General features: G+C 32.9%; 16 protein-coding genes. 11 read left to right on the forward strand and 5 right to left on the reverse strand.

All coding sequences use genetic code 11. The features are described 5' to 3' along the window. Positions 1 to 137 precede the first annotated feature (137 nt). From ABD940_RS21110 to ABD940_RS21125, 4 genes are all read left to right on the forward strand, one after another. Positions 138 to 2,303, forward strand: coding sequence for a T9SS type A sorting domain-containing protein (locus ABD940_RS21110; protein WP_345208237.1), 2,166 nt, complete (start codon positions 138 to 140; stop codon positions 2,301 to 2,303). A gap of 193 nt (positions 2,304 to 2,496) precedes the next feature. Beyond that, on the forward strand, positions 2,497 to 3,423 hold the full coding sequence (locus ABD940_RS21115) for a mevalonate kinase family protein (RefSeq protein ID WP_345208239.1): 927 nt from the start codon (positions 2,497 to 2,499) through the stop codon (positions 3,421 to 3,423). A gap of 11 nt (positions 3,424 to 3,434) precedes the next feature. Further along, on the forward strand, positions 3,435 to 4,364 hold the full coding sequence (locus tag ABD940_RS21120; RefSeq protein WP_345208241.1) for a UbiA family prenyltransferase: 930 nt from the start codon (positions 3,435 to 3,437) through the stop codon (positions 4,362 to 4,364). Positions 4,365 to 4,429: 65 nt separating this feature from the next. After that, positions 4,430 to 5,602, forward strand: coding sequence for a proline dehydrogenase family protein (locus ABD940_RS21125; RefSeq protein WP_345208243.1), 1,173 nt, complete (start codon positions 4,430 to 4,432; stop codon positions 5,600 to 5,602). Positions 5,603 to 5,806: 204 nt separating this feature from the next. Here ABD940_RS21125 and ABD940_RS21130 read toward each other — a convergent pair whose 3' ends face one another. After that, a complete protein-coding gene (locus tag ABD940_RS21130; RefSeq protein WP_345208245.1) occupies positions 5,807 to 6,352 on the reverse strand; it encodes a helix-turn-helix domain-containing protein in 546 nt (181 codons plus the stop codon). An 834-nt stretch (positions 6,353 to 7,186) separates the two neighbouring features. Between ABD940_RS21130 and ABD940_RS21135 the strand changes: the two genes are divergently transcribed. After that, entirely contained in the window at positions 7,187 to 8,293 is a 1,107-nt protein-coding gene (locus tag ABD940_RS21135; RefSeq protein WP_345208247.1) for a M14 family zinc carboxypeptidase, read from the forward strand. 135 nt (positions 8,294 to 8,428) lie between these two features. Here the strand turns inward: ABD940_RS21135 and ABD940_RS21140 are convergent, their stop codons facing one another. Continuing rightward, positions 8,429 to 8,938, reverse strand: coding sequence for a DUF4920 domain-containing protein (locus ABD940_RS21140; RefSeq protein WP_345208250.1), 510 nt, complete (start codon positions 8,936 to 8,938; stop codon positions 8,429 to 8,431). Positions 8,939 to 9,317: 379 nt separating this feature from the next. Here ABD940_RS21140 and ABD940_RS21145 point away from each other — a divergent pair, with 379 nt between their 5' ends. The 4 genes from ABD940_RS21145 to ABD940_RS21160 all read left to right on the forward strand — a co-directional run bounded on the left by ABD940_RS21145 (position 9,318) and on the right by ABD940_RS21160 (position 13,945). Further along, positions 9,318 to 10,733, forward strand: coding sequence for an APC family permease (locus ABD940_RS21145; protein WP_345208252.1), 1,416 nt, complete (start codon positions 9,318 to 9,320; stop codon positions 10,731 to 10,733). A gap of 277 nt (positions 10,734 to 11,010) precedes the next feature. After that, entirely contained in the window at positions 11,011 to 11,436 is a 426-nt protein-coding gene (locus ABD940_RS21150) for a DUF1801 domain-containing protein (protein ID WP_345208254.1), read from the forward strand. Positions 11,437 to 11,595: 159 nt separating this feature from the next. After that, complete coding sequence (locus ABD940_RS21155; protein WP_345208256.1) at positions 11,596 to 12,036, forward strand: GPW/gp25 family protein; 441 nt, start codon at positions 11,596 to 11,598, stop codon at positions 12,034 to 12,036. Between the two features lie 25 nt (positions 12,037 to 12,061). Then, positions 12,062 to 13,945: a type VI secretion system baseplate subunit TssF gene (locus ABD940_RS21160; protein WP_345208258.1), complete on the forward strand. Its 1,884-nt coding sequence runs from the start codon at positions 12,062 to 12,064 to the stop codon at positions 13,943 to 13,945. A gap of 209 nt (positions 13,946 to 14,154) precedes the next feature. Here ABD940_RS21160 and ABD940_RS21165 read toward each other — a convergent pair whose 3' ends face one another. From ABD940_RS21165 to ABD940_RS21175, 3 genes are all read right to left on the reverse strand, one after another. Continuing rightward, positions 14,155 to 14,454 (reverse strand): putative quinol monooxygenase, encoded by a 300-nt coding sequence (locus ABD940_RS21165; protein ID WP_345208260.1) that lies wholly within the window; start codon positions 14,452 to 14,454, stop codon positions 14,155 to 14,157. Between the two features lie 21 nt (positions 14,455 to 14,475). Continuing rightward, the gene (locus ABD940_RS21170) at positions 14,476 to 15,156 is read right to left on the reverse strand and encodes a type 1 glutamine amidotransferase domain-containing protein (RefSeq protein WP_345208262.1); all 681 of its coding nucleotides are present in this window, start codon (positions 15,154 to 15,156) and stop codon (positions 14,476 to 14,478) included. A gap of 142 nt (positions 15,157 to 15,298) precedes the next feature. Beyond that, positions 15,299 to 15,868 carry a Crp/Fnr family transcriptional regulator gene (locus ABD940_RS21175; RefSeq protein ID WP_345208264.1) on the reverse strand — a complete coding sequence of 190 codons (570 nt, stop codon included), beginning with the start codon at positions 15,866 to 15,868 and terminating at the stop codon, positions 15,299 to 15,301. Between the two features lie 185 nt (positions 15,869 to 16,053). Here ABD940_RS21175 and uvrA point away from each other — a divergent pair, with 185 nt between their 5' ends. Next, positions 16,054 to 18,885 carry an excinuclease ABC subunit UvrA gene (gene uvrA, locus ABD940_RS21180; RefSeq protein WP_345208266.1) on the forward strand — a complete coding sequence of 944 codons (2,832 nt, stop codon included), beginning with the start codon at positions 16,054 to 16,056 and terminating at the stop codon, positions 18,883 to 18,885. A 77-nt stretch (positions 18,886 to 18,962) separates the two neighbouring features. Beyond that, positions 18,963 to 19,617: leucine-rich repeat domain-containing protein (locus ABD940_RS21185; protein ID WP_345208268.1), on the forward strand; the 655-nt coding region annotated here is incomplete at its 3' end.

Genomic DNA, 19,617 nt, shown 5'->3' on the forward strand with positions numbered 1-19,617 from the left:
CTTTTTTGTTTATAGGAGATTGTATTATTTTTACATTTAAGTTGTTATTAAGTTTTAAATTCTGTGAAAATTATAGCAAATATTCACAATGTCTATATTTTTTTTGTTTATTTGCAAATTGTAAATAAAAAGTAATAATGATAAAAAAACTTCTAACTCTCTGCATTCTACAGTGTGCAGTTTTTGGTTTTTCTCAAAGCATGAAGCCTGTTGCTCAGAAGGTTTCGGAATATCATGCTCAGAAGAAAAATTTTGAAAAGTATGATTTATTCACAGTAAATAAGACTTCGGAAAAACTGGCTGAATATAAAAGAGCAGCAACAGATATCTCTGTTTTAAATATTGATAGTAAACAACTAAAAAAGCTTGTCTACGAAAAACCTGAATATCTGGAAGTTTCTTTCCCTTTCGACGGGAAAATAATTACTATGGAACTTTATAAAAATCAGATTTTCACTAATGATTTTAAAGTTACTACAAACAAAGGGGAAATCGTAAACTATACTCCGGGAGCTTATTATCAGGGAATTGTAAAAGGTGACAATCAGTCGATTGTAGCATTCAGTTTCTTTGATAATGATGTGGTAGGAGTTGCTTCTACAATGGAATTAGGAAATGTTGTTGTAGGAAAAGTAAAAAATTCAACAGATTTTGTAAGTTATTCAGATTCAAAACTGACGGGTTTAAATCCTTTCATTTGCAATGTTGATGAATTAGCGGAAAACCAGAAACAAAAAGTTGCTTTTGATCCAAGCGCTAAGAAAAATACAGGAAAAGTATTGACTCAAAACTGTGTAAGAATTTACTATGAAATTTGCTATACACCGTATGTAAATAACGGTTCAAACACAACAACAACATCCAACTGGCTGACTGCAATTCACAATAATATTTCGACACTTTATAACAATGATGATATCAGAGTTGCTCTGAACGAGATCAATATCTGGACAACGGCAGATCCTTACACGGGAACTCCAAACGCTAATTTGGCGAGCTTCAGAACAAACAGACAGACTTTTAACGGAGATTTGGCGCATTTGGTAAATCAGCCTTCTACAACGAGTGTGGCTTATGTGAATTCTCTTTGTACAACAAGCAGACACGCTTATTCAGGAGCTTCTCAGACATACAGCAATGTTCCTGTTTATTCTTGGACGATCGAAGCAATGACTCACGAAATGGGACACAGTTTAGGTTCTCCACATACTCACGCTTGCGCTTGGAACGGAAATTCTACAGCAATCGACGGTTGTGGTCCTGCTGCAGGATACAGCGAAGGTTGTACAGGTCCTCTTCCTTCTTCAACAGTAAAAGGAACAATCATGAGTTACTGTCACTTAGTTTCAGGAGTTGGAATTAATTTTGCCAACGGTTTTGGTCCTCAACCTGCAGCTTTGATCAGAAGTACGGTAGACTCTAAAGCTTGTTTAGGAACCAATTGTACAACAGCTTGTACTACAACAGTTTCAGGATTGGCTGTTTCAAATATTACACAAATTTCTGCAAATGCAACATTTACAGATGCAACATCGACCTCTTGGAAATATAGATTAACAAAATTTGATGGAACTCCTGTTACAGCGGGAACGACAACAACTCAATCATTCAGTTTTGCAAATCTTTCGCCTGGAACATATTATCTTTTATCGGTTGGAACAGATTGTTCAGCGGCGTATCAAAGAACACAATTGTTCATGACGGATGCAGATTGGTGTAGTGGATTCCAGTTTACAGACACGGGAGGAACAACAGCAAATTACGGAGATAGCCAAACGATTGTAAAAACATTCTACCCAAGTTCAGGATCTTTAACAATGAATTTCACAGAATTTGGTTTAGAACAGGATTATGATTTTATGTATATCTACAACGGTCCATCTACAAGTTCACCAATGTTTGCCAACGGAAATGCGTTAACGGGAACAACTTTACCTGGAACATTCACTTCTACGCATCCTTCAGGAGCAATTACGGTAAGATTTGTTTCTGATCCGGCGGTAAATGATATCGGCTGGAAAGCGAACTTCTCTTGTGCAGTTTTGGCGGTGGAAGACGTAAATACGAAAGACAATTCAGTTAATATTTATCCAAATCCTGCAAGAAATGTAATTACAATTTCGTCTAAAGATGCTTTGAAATCATTCAAAATTTTTGATGAAGCAGGAAGACTAATAAAATCTGAATCTTCTTTAAAAGGAAATAAATTTGACGTTAATATTTCTTCCATGCAGACAGGAAATTATGTGGTAACTGTTGAAACAGAAAAACAAAAAATAACAAAGAAACTTATTAAGCAATAATTTTTCATTATTTAATAATAAAAGCCTGATTATGTCAGGCTTTTTTGTTAACTTTAATATAAGAAACGCAGATTTTAAGATTAAATTAAAATTTTAAAGTCTTTTTGCTGTTAAAATATGTTAGAATTCGGCTCGAATTTTGCTTATATTCAGCGGAATAGTTTTAAATTTGCAAAAAAATTTATTTAAATAAATGACAAACCCATTATTTTACGCAAAAATTCTTTTGTTCGGAGAATACGGAATCATAGAAGATTCTCAAGGTTTGACATTACCTTATAGTTTCTATAAAGGTACCCTCAAGTTTTCATCATTAGATTCCGAATTTGAAAAAAAATCTAATGAACATCTTATAAAATATTCAGATTATCTACAGAATTTGGAACTTCCTGAGACTTTTGAGCTTAATGTTTCAAAGTTTAAAGAAGAAATTTCTGCAGGATTATTTTTCGACAGCAACATTCCGCAAGGTTATGGAGTAGGCAGTTCAGGTGCTTTGGTAGCAGCTATTTTCGAACGCTATTCGATTTCTAAACACGAACCGGAAAATATTTCTAAAGACGAACTAAAAAGTCTGAGAAAAGTTTTTGGTTTAATGGAAAGTTATTTCCACGGAAAAAGCTCAGGAATTGATCCTTTGATCTGTTATATGAATCTTCCAATTCTTATCGAAAGCAAAGAAAGTGTAGATAAAGTTGCTATTCCGGAAAGCGAAGCAGGAAAAGGAGCAATCTTTTTGATCGATTCTGGAATGACAGGCGAAACCGGACCAATGGTTCAGATTTTCTTTGAAAAAATGAAAACGGAAGGTTTCCGAAAAACTCTAAAAGAAGAGTTTATCCGTTATAACAACGCTTGTATCGAGGCTTTCCTGAAAAAAGATATGAATCCTTTCTTTAGAAATTTAAAAAAACTTTCATATTGGGCATACGAACATTTCCGTCCGATGATTCCTGAGAGTATATTTAATGTCTGGAAAAAAGGTCTGGATTCTAATGCTTATTATTTAAAACTCTGCGGAAGTGGAGGTGGCGGTTATATTTTAGGTTTCACTAAAGACTACGAAAAAGCAGAAAAAATGCTTGATGGCTTTCATAAAGAGGTTATTTACAGATTTTAACGGGTTGGGAAATGAATTCTGAAAAAGAAACTTTCCAACAGAAAAATTATATTCAAAAATCTTTTTTTTATAGATTTTCACAATTTGTGGGCTTTCTTTTGGGAGCTCGCTTTTTTGTTGCTATCCTGCTTACTTTTGCATTATATGTTTCCACATTTTTTCTGTTTAATCAGGATGAAACTTTTAGAAAATTTGTCTTTGATTTTAAAGTTCACGGTATTATTTTCTGTACGGTTCTTACGATTTTGGCAGGAGGAATTATCAATCAATTTTATGATTTTGAGAAAGATCATGTTGTGAAACCTTTCAGGACAAGGCTTCAAAGTTTCATTAAACAGAAATATTTTTTATACGTTTATTTGTTTTTAAGTGTAATTTCTTTAGGAGTTGCATGGATGATTTCGCATAGGGTTTTTGCGTTTTTTGTTGTCTATCAATTCTTTATGTGGTTTTATAGCCACAAGCTTAGCCGGATTTTAATTTTAAATAATCTCACTTTTGTAAGTCTTACTTTATATCCTTTTTTCGGAATGATGGTGTATTATGAAACCTTTTCGAAAAAAGTTCTACTGATGGCTATTTTTCTTTTTTTGATACTTTTATGTATTGATATTGTGAAAGATACATTAACGAAAAGCGTAGACAAAGCTTTTGGATATATTACGATTCCAAATTATTTTAAAAATAAAAATACAAAAGCTATCATTATTTCTTTATTGGTAATAACAATAGCTGTTTCCATGAAATTGATTCTTAAAACCGGAATCTCTGGATTTATGGCTTATTATTTTACAGGAGGCTTGTTTGTTTTTATTTTATGTGTTTATCTTCTTTTGAATCATTCGCGAAGAAGTAATTTTTTGACGCTCAATATTTTAAGGATTTGGGTGTTTGTAGGAATTATCGCAATGCTTTTAAACGGATTGGGTGGTAAATTGTAGAAAATTTTCTCTGAAAAACCTTATATTTTATTACTTTTGCAGAACCTTAAATTTATATAAAAGTAATGCCCATTTTTAACGATACTAAAGTCGCATTTGCAGACAAATCTGATGCACAGTTAAGAAAAGCGTATTGGATGTTCAAAATGATTGAGCAGCCTTCACTTACGAAAGTTGGAACTTCTGTTCTTAATTTCACGGTTCATAATAATTTTCCTTTCGTTACCGGAATTGTAAAAAACACTTTGTTTGAGCAGTTTTGCGGTGGTGAAACGCGTGAAGAAAGTATGAAAGTGGTAAAACAGCTTTTCAAAAGAGGAGTCGGAAGTATTTTTGATTATTCCATTGAAGGTAAAGAAGATGAAGCAACTTTTGATGCGGTTTGCCAGGAAATTAAAGATATTATTAAATTTTCTGTAGGAAATCCTGCGATTCCTTTTATCGTTTTTAAGCCTACTGCTTTCGGAAGAATTGATTTATATGAAGCTGTTGGAAAAAATGCAGAACTCACTTCAAGCCAGAAGGAAGAATGGGAAAGGGTAGTAAAAAGATTTGATGAAGTCTGTAAACTTTGCCATGAAAATGATAAAAAAGTAATGGTAGATGCTGAAGAAACCTGGATGCAGGATGCAGCAGATCATCTTTGTGAAGAAATGATGGAGAAATACAATCAGGAAAAACCTATCGTTTGGAATACAATCCAGATGTACAGAACCGGAAGATTGGAATATATGGAAGCACATTTGCAAAGAGCGAGAGAAAAAGGTTATTTTATTGGCTATAAGATTGTTCGTGGAGCTTACATGGAAAAAGAAAGAGCTAGAGCTGCAGAAAAAGGATATGCAGATCCGATTCAGCCAAACAAAGAATCTTCCGATAAAAATTATAATGCAGGAATTGATTTCGTAATGAATCACTTGGATAAAGTTTCAGCATTTTTTGGAACTCACAATGAGCTTTCTTCGGAGTTGGTGATGGACAAAATGAAGTCTGCAGGTTTGGAAAATGATAATCCTCATATATATTTCGGACAGCTTTACGGGATGAGCGATAATATTACATTCTATTTGTCTGATAAGGGCTATAATGCGGCAAAATATCTTCCTTATGGACCTGTAAAAGATGTTGTTCCATATCTTACTAGAAGAGCTCAGGAAAACACTTCTGTTGCAGGACAGACAGGTCGAGAACTCGGTCTTATCAGTAAAGAATTGCAAAGAAGAAAAAGCAGTAAATAAATTTTATTTCTTAAAAATAATGAGCCTTACAAAATATTTGTGAGGCTTTTTTATTGCTATAAAACTTTAGCAAGATTTAAAAATGATAATTTATATAAAACTAAAGAATAAATAAAATTGATGATGATAAAACTATAAGCGCAAAATGTTGCAGTTTTCTTCTTTAAATATTTTTGACCTGATATTTTTCTATGATCAGTTTTTTTATGGCTCAAAACTTTCGAATTTTCCGTTTTCGTAGAAGATGACAATTCGTTTTATCTTACTTTGTTGATTTTCAATAGCTTGATTGATAATTTGATCACTAGATTTTTCTAATCGCTGAGAATCCGATATTTTTTCCTGAGTCGTAGTTTGATGTGTTATAAATGATTCTCGCTGAATTGTTTTTGGTTGTTCTATTTCTTCTTCAGCTCCAAAATCTTCATCGTTATTCATCATGGTGAAAAGATCGGGTAGAGAAGTCGTCTTTGTTTTTTCTTCTTCGTAAACCTCTTCATTTTTTTCTTCGACTGTTTGCGTTTCCATAAGATCAGACTTCAGCATTTCACCTTCACCTGTTACCAACCAATCCCAAAGAATTTCCGGGAAACGTGATTTTATTTTTATGATAAACTCCAGAGACGGTTTATTCCTTCCGGAAGTAATATGAGAAATAGAAGAACGTTGTACATCGATCTCATCTGCAAATTCAGAAGAGGTAAGATTGGAATACTCTATAACTTTGGAAATTCTCTCGTTTAAGCTCATAAAAATAATTTTTAATGATGTTACAAATGTAAATAAATAAATTTACAAATGCAAATTAGTATAAATAACAAATGTAAATTAATATTAAATACAAATGTAAACAATATAAATAGCTAAAAATGAGCATATTAATAAACAGATTAAATTTGTACTTAATATTTTACAAAAGTTTATCAACAATTAAATGTCAAAATCAACAATTTCTGAAATAAAAAGTAGATAACTTATTGGTAAGTTACTTTTGAATAAATACTAATATTTATTAAATAAAGTTATTTTTGCCAAGACATATTCTGTCGATTTAATAATATTGAATAGTTAGATACCTAAATGTCTCATAAACCTCTCAAATATGCATAAATAGGCGGTTTACAGCTGTAAAAAGTGATAAATTAAGTACTTAAAATGCTGTTTTTGATTGATTTTAGATCACTTTTAAATAGCAAGAAAGTTATTAAGAATTACAGTTTACATTATTAAATTTGAAAATATAAAACTTAAAATTTTTAAAATGTATCCAGAATATTCTATAATTTACATTTGTATATCGAATAAATTCTAATAGTTTTCCACAGTATTTATGTTTAATGAAAATCCTAATAATAGTGGATAACTACTCATTTCTACACTTAAAGTAACATTAATAATAAGATTCAATTAAACATTTTAATTAACTGAATTTCATATATTTAAATATCTTTAATTAAATTGTTAACAATCCACAATTTTATCAACAGACATTTTGGCAGTTTGCATTGTTTAACCAAATTACATATGTAAATTTTATTTTTTCCTCAAAAATTGTTAAATTTGACTCTTGTAAACTATTACACAATGAACTTTGAACAATTGTATCAGCAAAATCCTGATTTCCCAAATCGTTATATTTCCCCTGAAAAATTATTTTCTTACTTACAGACAAATCTCAGCGATCATATTCAGGAGATTGGAAAATCGTATTTAGAGAAACCTATTTATAAATTGACAGTCGGAACTGGAAACATTAATGTTCTTGCCTGGTCGCAAATGCACGGAAACGAGTCAAACGCAACTCATGCAATGCTTGACTTGTTAATGACTTTAGATAAAGCACCGGAATTGAAAGATGAATTATTCAGTAAGGTTAAACTGGATTTTATTTTTATGTTAAATCCCGACGGTTCGGAAAGATGGACGAGACTTAATGCTGTAGATATTGATCTAAACAGAGACTTCCACAATGAATCGAGCAAAGAGATAAAATTCTTAAAAAATGCAGTAGCTTCTGAAAAATATGATTACGCTTTGAATCTTCATGAGCAAAGAACGATTTTCACAACAGACGGAATTCATCCTGCAACACTTTCATTTTTGGCTCCGTCTGAAAATTACGAAAGAACAGTTACAGACAACCGAAAAAAATGTATGGCTGTAATTGCGAATATTTATAATCATTTAAAAGAAATGATCCCGAATCAGATCGGAAGATATTCTGATGAGTTTTACCCGACTTCTACAGGCGACAATTTCATCAAAGCAGGAATGCCGACGATTTTATTTGAAGGAGGACATTTTGTAGATGACTACACAAGAAAAGGAACAAGAAAATATTATACGATTGCTTTATATTATGCATTAAAAGCAATTTCTGAATTAAACTCTAAAATTGATGGTTGGGAAATCTACAATGAAATTCCCGAAAACAGAGAAACGCATTATGATATCGTTTACAGAAACGTAAAATTAAATACAGATCATGAATGTATTTTGGATGTAGCTGTTCAGTACAGAGAAATTATGGAAGAAGGAAAAGACGAAATTTCTTTTATTCCATTTGTAATAGAAGTGGGAGATGTTAAAAGAAAAGGTTGGCTGGAAGTCGACTGTACCGGAAAGAAATTTATTTCCGCAACGAAATATCCAAAGTTGGATGCAGAAGTAAATTTTAAAATAGAAGATTAAAAATTAAAAAAGCGGAACAATTTGTTCCGCTTTTGTTTTATACTAAATGTCATTTCTACGAAAGGAGGAATCTTTAACGTTTAGAGATTCTTCCCTTCACTTTGTTTCGTTCAGAATGACAATGCTAAGTTTAATTTAGTTCACAACTTTAATTCCGTTTGCCACAAATCTGATTTCTTCTTTCGGAGTTGTAATCGCATCGATTTCAGATTGAGGCTTTTTAGCATCTTCTGCATAGTGCTTTTGCTCGTCGATAGAAGTTACTTTTCTTTCAGCAGTTCCGTCTAATACAACAGTTTTACCTTTCAAAGCTGTTGGAACAAAGAATGCATAATCCTTCATTTTCACGAAAAACTGAGAATTATCTTCAGTCTGAATTGTTAACCAACATCCTTTTTTATCGCAAACGTCTGTTACTTTACCTTTTACGGCTACGTTTTCTACTTTTTTGTTATCTTTTTTAAGTTTTTTGCTTAATTTATCTACAGAGATTGCTTTTGATTCTGTTCCTGAAGTTACAGCACTTCCATATGTATCACCTACCAATGCATTTCCTGCAGGAGGTCCGAATTTCTTAGTTTCCTGTGCAAATGCCAAAGATGAAGCACTTACAGCTACCGCAAATAATATCGCTTTGAATTTCATTTTTAATATTTTTTTCAAAAGTACTAATAAAAATTGAATCGTAAATCTTTTCAAAACTTGATAAAAAACAGGTCATGTTTTCTAGTGTTTAAACTCGTTTTAAATAAATGTTGAATTTTTGATTGTTGGAAATCGCAAAGACGCAAATTAAATTAAAAAGACTGCTTTAAGGCGCAAAGATTTTATCACAGATAAAATTTGTAAAATATTTGTAGTAAACATTTGTAGAAAATCTTGATTTTCTTGCGCCTTAAAAATAATCTAAAGATTAAAAACTATTGCGTCTTTACGATTTCAAACAAAGAATTCTCTTCCTTAATGTCAAACAAAATAAAAAAACAATCCTATAATTATTTATATTTGACACCTATAATCAACTATGCAAAAAAAACTAAAACTTTGGGACGCCATTATGCTCGTAATGGGTTCAATGATCGGTAGCGGAATCTTTATTGTAAGCGCCGATATGATGCGAAATCTCGGTTCAGGATTCTGGCTGATCGTCGTTTGGGTCATTACAGGAATTATGACCGTTGCTGCGGCAATCAGTTATGGAGAACTTTCTGCATTGTATCCGAAAGCAGGTGGACAATACACTTATCTGAAAGAAATTTTCGGAAAAAAGATGGGCTTTTTGTACGGTTGGGGATTATTTACGGTAATTCAGACGGGAACAATTGCGGCAGTTGCAATGGCTTTCGGAAAGTTTACAGCATATTTAGTTCCGGCTCTGAATGATGCAGCTCCGATTTTCCAAAGTGGAGAATTTAAAATTACATGGATTCAGATTTTAGCGATAGGAACGATCGTTTTATTAACCTATTTTAATACGAGAGGCGTAGAAAGCGGAAAAATACTTCAGAATATTTTCACGGGATCGAAAATTATAGCGATTCTGGGATTAATTGGAGCAGGTTTTGTCTTGGTTGATTTTTCTCATCTGGCTGAAAATTTTAGTTTAGGTTATGATTCTTTCAGTAATCTTAAAAAAGACGTTCTTGGAAATTACTTGAAAGAAGGTTGGGAACCCATTGGCGGAATGACTTTATTAGGTGGAATTGCTGCAGCAATGGTTGGCTCAGTATTCAGTTCTGTAGCTTGGGAAAGTGTGACTTTCGTTTCCGGAGAAGTTGAAAATCCAAAGAAAAATGTAGTGAAATCTATGATTTACGGAACTTCAGCCGTAATGATTTTATATCTTGCTGTGAATTATGTGTATCTTAATGCATTGGACAGGGATGCAATTGCTTTTGCTGAAAATGATAGAGTAGCGGTTGCAGCTTCACATTTTATTTTTGGAAGCGCAGGAACAATTATTATTGCATTGTTGGTAATGGTTTCAACTTTTGGTTGTAATAACGGGCTGATTTTAGCAGGAGCAAGAGTTTTCCAAACGATGGCAAAAGACGGAATGTTCTTCAAACAAGCCGAAAAAAACAATAAAAATGAAGTTCCTGCAAATGCACTTTGGATGCAGGGAATTTGGGCTTCTTTACTGTGTTTAAGCGGTCAGTACGGAAACCTTCTAGATATGATCTCTTTCGTTATCGTACTATTTTATATGATTACAGTTTTCGGAGTTATTTATCTGAGATTTAAGCAGCCGAATTTAGAAAGACCTTACAAAACCTGGTTATATCCGATTACGCCGATTGTTTATCTGATCATCGGTACAGGATTTTGTATTCTGTTGTTAATTTACAAACAACAATACACTTGGCCTGGATTCGTAATGGTTTTACTCGGACTTCCGGTCTATTATTTTATTAATCGAAATAAGAAAATTGAAGAATAAATTAAAAGCTGTTTGACAAACTCAGGCAGCTTTTTCTTTTCCAAAATAAGCTGATAAAGATATTTCGGAAGTTTTTTAGAAGCTTAATCCCGCTTTCCACTATATCTTTTGTTTCGCTTTGCTACACAAAAGGATGTCGTTGCAATCGGGGCTATGGTTTTTGTCATTCTTTACAATTTAGCTCAATCAATTCAAAAATATTTTAAAACTGACAGAATAAAAACTTATCTCAAATATTGAAATGTTTATATTTGGAAATAACAGCAATACGTTTACAATGAACACAGAAGAACAAATCCAAGAATATATTAACAGTCAGTCCGAATCAAAGAGAATTGACATGCAGGAATTGCACAAGAATATTCTGGAAATAATGCCGGAAAGCAGATTATGGTTTCTGGATGGCAAAAACACAGAAGGAAAAGTTGTTTCCAATCCGAATATTGGGTATGGTTTTCAAATGATGAAATATGCAGATGGATCAACGAGAGAATTTTATCAAATCGGTCTCAGTGCAAATACAACAGGAATTTCTGTTTATATTTTAGGTATCGACGACAAAACCTATTTAACCAATAACTATGGAAAAGAAATAGGAAAGGCAAGTGTGACGGGATATTGTATTAAATTCAAAAAACTGAAAGATATAAACCTTGAAACACTAGAAAAAGCAATCCGGTTCGGAATTGAACAAACGCAGTAATTTCATTATAAACTTTGATTTAAAGTTCATTATTTGGAAACGGTAAATTTTAAATCATATTTTAAAATTTTACAATACTCTTTTTCGTGAAAAATGTTTAATTTGGTATTTCTTTTCAAGGAAACGAGACAATGAAGTAAAAAATAAAGAAGCCGAATCATGGACACACCAAATTACAGAATGCCTTTTGTTCCATCAACATTAATGACGGAGGGAGGAAGTATCGACACCTGCGACATGGGTGAAAGTATTGCCCACAACATTATGTTATTGATAACTACAAAAAAAGGCGAAAACAGATATGATGAAAATTACGGAAACGACGTTTGGAATCTGGAATTCGATAACGGAATTACAAGCGCTGTCTGGGAAACTGTTTTTATAAAAAGTCTGAAAAGACAGATACAGGAATACGAACCAAGAATTGTTCAGCCGCAGATTGAAGCATACATTCAGATTGTAGAGCACAGCTACGATACAAAAGAACACACCGAAATCAAGAAGAAAGTAAAAATCGCCATCAATGCAAAAATGGAAGAGTCGGGAGAGCGTTTCAGCTTTTCTACAGAACTTTTTCTAAGCCCGATGTCGATTGATTAATTACTTTAAACTGTAACCAAAACTTATGAACTTAGACCAGAATATATATTCCAAAGAATCCGTAAAAGCGAGAATGCTTCAGAATGCAACCAAAGTTTGGGGATTGAAAAGTCCGCAATCTCTTGATCCGTTCGTAAAACTCTTGATCGATGCATTCAGCACGGAAGTTTTCAAAGCAAATAACGAAATACAGACTGTCAATGCCAGAATTTTAGAAAAACTGGCGAAATTATTGACACCATCAATTTATACACACCCAATTCCGTCTCACGCGATTGCATTCACGCAACCTTACGAATCATCAGAAATTTTGTTGGAACACACAGAGTTTTTCTTCAGAAAGCAGATGACTTCCACGATAAAATCAGAGTCGGATAAGCAAATTAATATTCCTTTTACTCCGATTGGAAATGTCAGAATTAATAAAGTTCAGACTTCCATTATGTTTGTTGGGAATACTTGCTATGGAATCGATGACAGATTAAATAAAATTCCCATCGCAAGATTTCAGGGAAAACCTGAAGATTACAGGAAAGTAACTATTGGAATTGATGTTACAAAATATTCAAACGAAACTTTTCCTAAAAACTTAAGTATTTATTGCTCAAACCCTGCGTTTGAACATTTGGATTTTACCTACAAATTATTGCCTTACATCATAGTTTCAAGCAACGGAAATCCTTTGTTTGTAAAAGAAGGTTTAACCTATTATAAAAATACCCAAGCCGACGGATATGAACAGATGTTCCGTGAACAATCTATCCAGAATAAAGTTATTGAGGATGTAAAAAGCATTTATAATCACAAATTCATTGAAATAAGCGGAATTTCAAATTCATTATTTTCAGATGCAGGAAAACTTCCTGAAAATCTTAGTTATGTAGATTATAAAGAAGAAATCACAAAGTATATCGACGGAAAACGCTATTTATGGCTGACTCTTGAGTTTCCGCCACAGTTTTCTGCAGAGATTTTGGATAATTTTTCATTTGTTTTAAATGCTTTTCCTATTTACAACCGCGGTTGGAAAAAAACAGAATACAGTTTAGACATCATGGGAAATAATATTCCTCTTGTAACGGATGAAGGAGAACATTTTTTATATGTTGATGAGGTTCAAGACGGAGACGGAAGAAGGTATACAGAAATTCCTTTCACGCCAAACGATGATCTTAGAAAAGGTTTATACACTGTAAGAAAAGGCGGAATGGAGCGTTTCACGAATAGAAATGCAGTCGATATGATCGCCAATGTTCTTGAATTAACAAGAGACGAAATTGCAGCATTCTCTTTATTAAACCGAGATAATGTGAAAGGTGTTCTTAGCGAAATGTCCGACAAGATGAAATCAATGGTTCAGAAAGTAAATAATGCGAAAAGAAGCATTAAACAGGAACTGAACTATGTCATCATGGAACCTGTCGACAAAACAGATCATACTTATGCTTCGTTTTGGATCACACATTCTACACTCGCGAATCATATGCGTCCGGGAACTGAACTTTCAAATCAGCTAAAATCACAAATGTTGGTTCTTTTAACAGAAACAATCGGCGGTTCGGAAGAACAGAAAGGAACGGACAGTATTCAAGCTTACAAATATGCTTTGACGACGAGAGATAAAATTATTTCTCTGGAAGACGTGAAAAACTATTGCAGAATGGTTTTAAAAGACGAACTGAAAGATGTAAGAGTCACTCGTGGAACAATGATCAGCAATAAGCCAAAAGAAGGTTTTATCAGAACGGTTGAGGTTGATATTATTCCACAGAATTATTCTTTCTACGGAAGAGCGTATTGGGAAAATATGGCAAATATTTTGAGAAATCAGATTATTTCTAAAGCCATCGACGGAATTGAATATGTCGTGAAAGTAACAAATGAAGATTCGGATTTTTCTGATAATTAATGATATTTTTTAAATTAAATTGAAGAGATCCTTCGACAAGCTCAGGATGACATCGTGAAGATCTTCTACATTTTTTAATTTTAAAATAAAACAGTTAGTATTAGGATTCTGTCATCCTGAGCGCGAAGCAGTCGAAGGATCTCAAACAATAATAAAAAAAGTTTCGGGCAAACCTTTGGTTTGCCCGAAACTCATTAAAAACACATTATTTAAAATAACCGATTCATAAGAATCACCTCTCTATTTTCCAATAACGGAACAACCTGTTCCAGAACTATACTTTTAAAATGTTCAGAATTTCTGTGTATTTCTACAGCATCTGCATCAACATAACCTTCATATAAGATGATTGTATTTTCATCAGATTGACTTTGATGCAATTTATAGAACAAATTTCCTTCTTCCCGAGTACTTTTTTCTCCGGCTTCTTTCATTAATTGAAGAACGGCATCCAGTTTTCCTTCTTTTACCTGCCATTTAGCATGAACAAATACATTATTTTGATCCATTTTTTTAATTTTAAAATTAAATTAAGCTTTTTTAGCTTCCAAAAGAGCTACAATTTTTTCACCAACTCCTTTTGCAGAAGCAGGATTTTGTCCGGTTACAAGATTTCCGTCCGCAATACTGTTTGCAGACCAAGGTTTTGCAGCATGGAAAATCGCTCCCTGTTCAGTCAAAGCTGTTTGAAGATCGAAAGGAACATCCGGTCTTGCATAATTATCTTCTTCTTCAGTCGTGAAAGAAGCGATATTTTTACTATTTACAAGATACGTTCCGTCGCTTAATTTTACATTTAATAAAGAAACAGGACCGTGACAAACTGCACCGACAACACGATTGGTTTCGTAAAATTCAGCAATTACTTTTTTAAGTTCAACAGTTTCAGGCATGTCAACCATTGGAGCTAAACCTCCTGGAACAAACACCGCATCGTAAGAACTTACATCTACATTAGAAAGTTTTGCTGCATTATGCATTTTTTCCCAGCCTTTTCCGATTAAGAATTTTAAATTATCAGGATCATCGGCTAAATTTAATGCATCTAAAAATGGAGATTCACCTGTTAAACTTGCAAAATCGATTTGATAACCTGCTTTTTCAAATTCTGCATAAGGATGTGCTACTTCAGATAAAAAAGTCCCTGTTCTTCTGTTATTAGGTCCGATTGTGTTTGCATTGGATACAATGATTAATACTTTTGGGTTCATGACATTAAATTTTTAGTTAATTAAATATTTTTTTGATCTTTTGAAATTGTTTTAATTTCTATAGCAAATGTATATCGATCCAATGCCTCAAGAGAAGGAGTGAAGTCACAAAAAAAGTGTGATTTAGATCACACTTTTCGTTTTATTTATTATTTGAATACAGTCGGCTCAACGTTTCCCGGCTTACTCCTAAATATTCTGCGACGTATTTTTTAGGAATTTCAGAGATAAGATCCGGATATAATCTTACAAAATCCTCATATCGTTGTTGAGGTGTACTTGATAATAAAAGGATTATTCTTTGCTGTAAAGCAATATAACCGTTGGTCAATTTAACTCTGAAAAAATGATCCATTTTATGAAGTTCTGAAGCCAGTTTTTCTCTTCCCTGTAATGTAAGACTTACTACCTCGCCGTCTTTAAGGCATTCTACAAACATTGTAGCATTCTGTTGTTTGAAAAATCCTATATAGTCAGTCATCCACCAATTTTTTTTCGCAAACTGAAGAATATGTTCTTTACCGTTTTCATCGATATAAAAAACTTTATAGATTCCATCCAAGGTCAGAAATTCATATTTTACTTCATCACCTTCATGAATAAGGAACTGATTTTTACGAACTTTTTTAATAGTAAAGAATGTTTTGATATATTCAAATTCTTCGTCAGTAAGTGGAGTTATTGCCTCGATATGTTCTCGCAGTCTATTCATGGTCGGGTTTAATATATTGTAAATTTAAATAAAAAGAAGAAATCAAAATTTTTTGTTTAATCAATTCATAAATTAAACTTTTCATCCTTTATAAGTTAATTAATCTAACATTTTTTAACATCAAAAATTCCTAAAATTTCCGTAATTTTGCACATCGTGATTTTCAGGTAAAGTCACACCAAATTATGAGTAAATCAACAGAATATATAGAAGTTTACGGAGCCAGAGAACATAATCTTAAAAACATTAATGTAAAAATTCCACGTAACGAATTGGTCGTAATTACAGGACTTTCGGGAAGTGGAAAATCTTCACTGGCTTTTGATACGATTTTTGCGGAAGGTCAACGCCGTTATATTGAAACTTTTTCCGCGTATGCACGACAATTTTTAGGAGGTTTGGAACGTCCCGATGTTGATAAAATCGAAGGATTGTCTCCCGTAATTGCGATCGAACAAAAAACAACCAATAAAAATCCCCGTTCAACTGTAGGAACTGTTACAGAATTATACGATTACCTGCGTCTTTTATATGCAAGAGTTTCTGATGCTTATTCTCAGACGACAGGAAAGAAATTGGTAAGTTATACGGAGGATCAAATTCTTGAAACCATCAAAGAAAATTATAAAGGCGAAAAGATCATGTTGATGGCGCCTGTTGTTCGTTCAAGAAAAGGGCATTATCACGAACTTTTCGTGCAAATGGCAAAGAAAGGATATGGACAGGCAAGAATTGACGGTGAATTACAAGATATTGAATACGATTTAAAATTGGATCGTTACAAAACCCACGACATCGACATTGTTATCGACCGTTGGATCATCGGAGAAAGCGCTTCTGAAGCGAGAATGGAAAAATCATTGCGAACAGCGATGGAAATGGGAGAAGGATTGATCGGGATTCAAAAACTGGGAAGTACAGAAATTGAATATTTCTCTAAAAACCTTATGGATGCGGAAACAGGTCATTCATTAGCTTTGCCGGAACCGAATACTTTTTCGTTCAATTCTCCGAAAGGAAGCTGTCCGAGCTGTAAAGGTTTAGGAACAATTAAAAAAATCAATACAGATTATTTTGTTGAAAACCCGAAATTATCAATCAATCAGGGAGGTTTGTTGCCTTTGGAAGATATTAAATCAAACAAATGGATTCTTTCTCAGATTAAAAATATTCTTGAAATTTTTGGGTTGGGTTTAGCGACTCCTTTTAAAGATATTCCGGAGGAAGCATTGGATTATATTTATAATGGTTGCAACAAGGAATTCAATAAAGATTTAAAATACGCAGGAATTACCAAAAAGATTAAAATTAGTTTTGATGGATTGATTCCTTTTATGGAAGAATTGATTGAGGAAAGAGAATCTTACGAAGCAATTTTATTGGAAAGACATTTTACAACAGAAGAAACCTGTCCGGAATGTAAGGGAGCTCGTCTTCAACCATCAAGTTTAAGTTTTAAAATTGATGGTAAAAATATTGCTGAGGTTAATGGATTGAGTTTATCAGACTTGAAAGAATGGTTAGCTGATGTTAAAGATAAATTCTCCGAAAAAAATTCAATCATTGCCCACGAAATTTTAAAGGAAATTGAAACTAGACTTCAGTTTTTATTGGATGTCGGTTTGGATTATTTAAGTCTGAGCAGAAGTTCGAAAACACTTTCGGGTGGAGAATCTCAAAGGATTCGTCTGGCAACGCAGATTGGCTCTCAATTGGTAAATGTTTTATATATTTTGGATGAGCCAAGTATCGGACTTCACCAAAGAGACAACGAAAGATTGATTAATTCATTAAAAAACCTTCGTGACATCGGAAACTCTGTTTTGGTTGTTGAGCACGATAAAGATATGATTTTGGAAGCCGATGAGGTTTTGGATATTGGTCCGAGAGCCGGAAAATTTGGTGGAGAAATTCTTTGGCAGGGAAAACCAAAAGATCTGTTGAAAGCTGATACGATTACAGCTCAATATATCAACGGGAAAAGAAAAATTGCCGTTCCGGAAGTCCGAAGAGAAGGAAATGGTAAAAATATATTGTTGAAAGGCGCTACAGGAAATAATCTTAAGAATGTAACATTAGATATTCCTCTTGGAAAATTAGTAGTGGTTTCAGGAATTTCAGGAAGCGGAAAATCTTCTTTGATTAACGGAACTTTATATCCGATTCTGAACAAACATTTTTACAGAGCCGTTCAGGAACCTTTGCCTTACAAAAAAATCGAAGGTCTTGAAAATATCGATAAAATTGTAGATGTAGACCAAACTCCGATTGGAAGAACGCCTCGTTCGAATCCTGCGACTTATACAGGAATGTTTACAGATATCAGAAATCTTTTTGCAGAATTACCTGAATCTAAAATCCGTGGTTATAAGCCTGGAAGATTTTCTTTCAATGTAAAAGGCGGAAGATGCGAAACTTGTCAGGGAGGCGGTTTAAAAGTTATTGAAATGAACTTTTTACCGGACGTTTATGTTCATTGTGAAACCTGTAACGGGAAACGTTTCAACAGAGAAACTCTGGAAGTTCGTTACAAAGGAAAATCGATTTCCGATGTATTGGATATGACGATTGATGAAGCGGTAGATTTCTTCCAGCCGATTCCTAAGATTTTCGCAAGAGTAAAAACTTTACAGGATGTTGGTTTAGGTTATATTACGATGGGACAACAATCGACTACACTTTCCGGAGGAGAAGCTCAGCGTATCAAATTAGCAACAGAACTGGCAAAAAGACAAACCGGGAATACTTTATACATTCTTGATGAACCGACAACTGGACTTCATTTTGAAGATGTGAAAATTCTGATGGAAGCAATCAATAAATTAGTCGAATTAGGAAATTCATTCATTATTATCGAACATAATATGGATGTGATAAAACTTGCAGATCATGTAATTGATGTTGGACCAGAAGGTGGAAAATACGGCGGTGAGATTATTGCGAAAGGAACTCCTGAAGAAATTGTGAAGTCGAAGAAGAGCTTGACTGGGAAGTTTTTGAAGAGGGAATTGGAGTAAATTATTTTATAAATATTAATATCAGCCACAATGAAAATTGTGGTTTTTTTATTTACTTTTATGAAAACTAATGACCAATGAAAAAGCCAAACGAAATTTTAGAAATTGAAAAAAGATATAAAATAGAATTAAAAGAAACTAAACAAATTGATGACCTTACTATATATACAGGTAAAAAAAATGTGTATATGTTTGATGAATCCAAAGATATTATAGGACTAAACCTTTGTAATAATAATTTATTTGAAGTTCCTGATTTGATTAATTTTAAAAGTCTAGAAATATTAAATTTAAGCGAAAATAAAATTTCAAAAATTGAAGATTTAAAAGAATTACAATATCTTACCACACTTCGTTTAAGTGGAAATCAGATATCAAGAATTGAAAATTTAGGAGAATTACAAAATCTTACAAATCTTAATTTATTTAATAATAAAATATCAAGAATTGAAAATTTAAGAGAATTACAAAATCTTACAAATCTTGATTTGGGTGGAAATCAAATATCAAAAATAGAGAATTTAGGAGAATTACAAAATCTAATAAATCTTAACTTGTTTAATAATCAAATATCAAAAATTGAAAATTTAGAAAAACTACAAAATCTCACGAAACTTCGTTTAAGTGGAAATCAGATATCAAATATCAAAAATTTAGAAAATTTAGAAAATTTAGAAAATCTTATTTTAAATAATAATAAAATTTTAAGAATTGAAAACTTAGGAGAACTAC

The organism is Chryseobacterium ginsengisoli (assembly GCF_039542325.1).
Taxonomy (GTDB): Bacteria; Bacteroidota; Bacteroidia; order Flavobacteriales; family Weeksellaceae; genus Chryseobacterium; species Chryseobacterium ginsengisoli.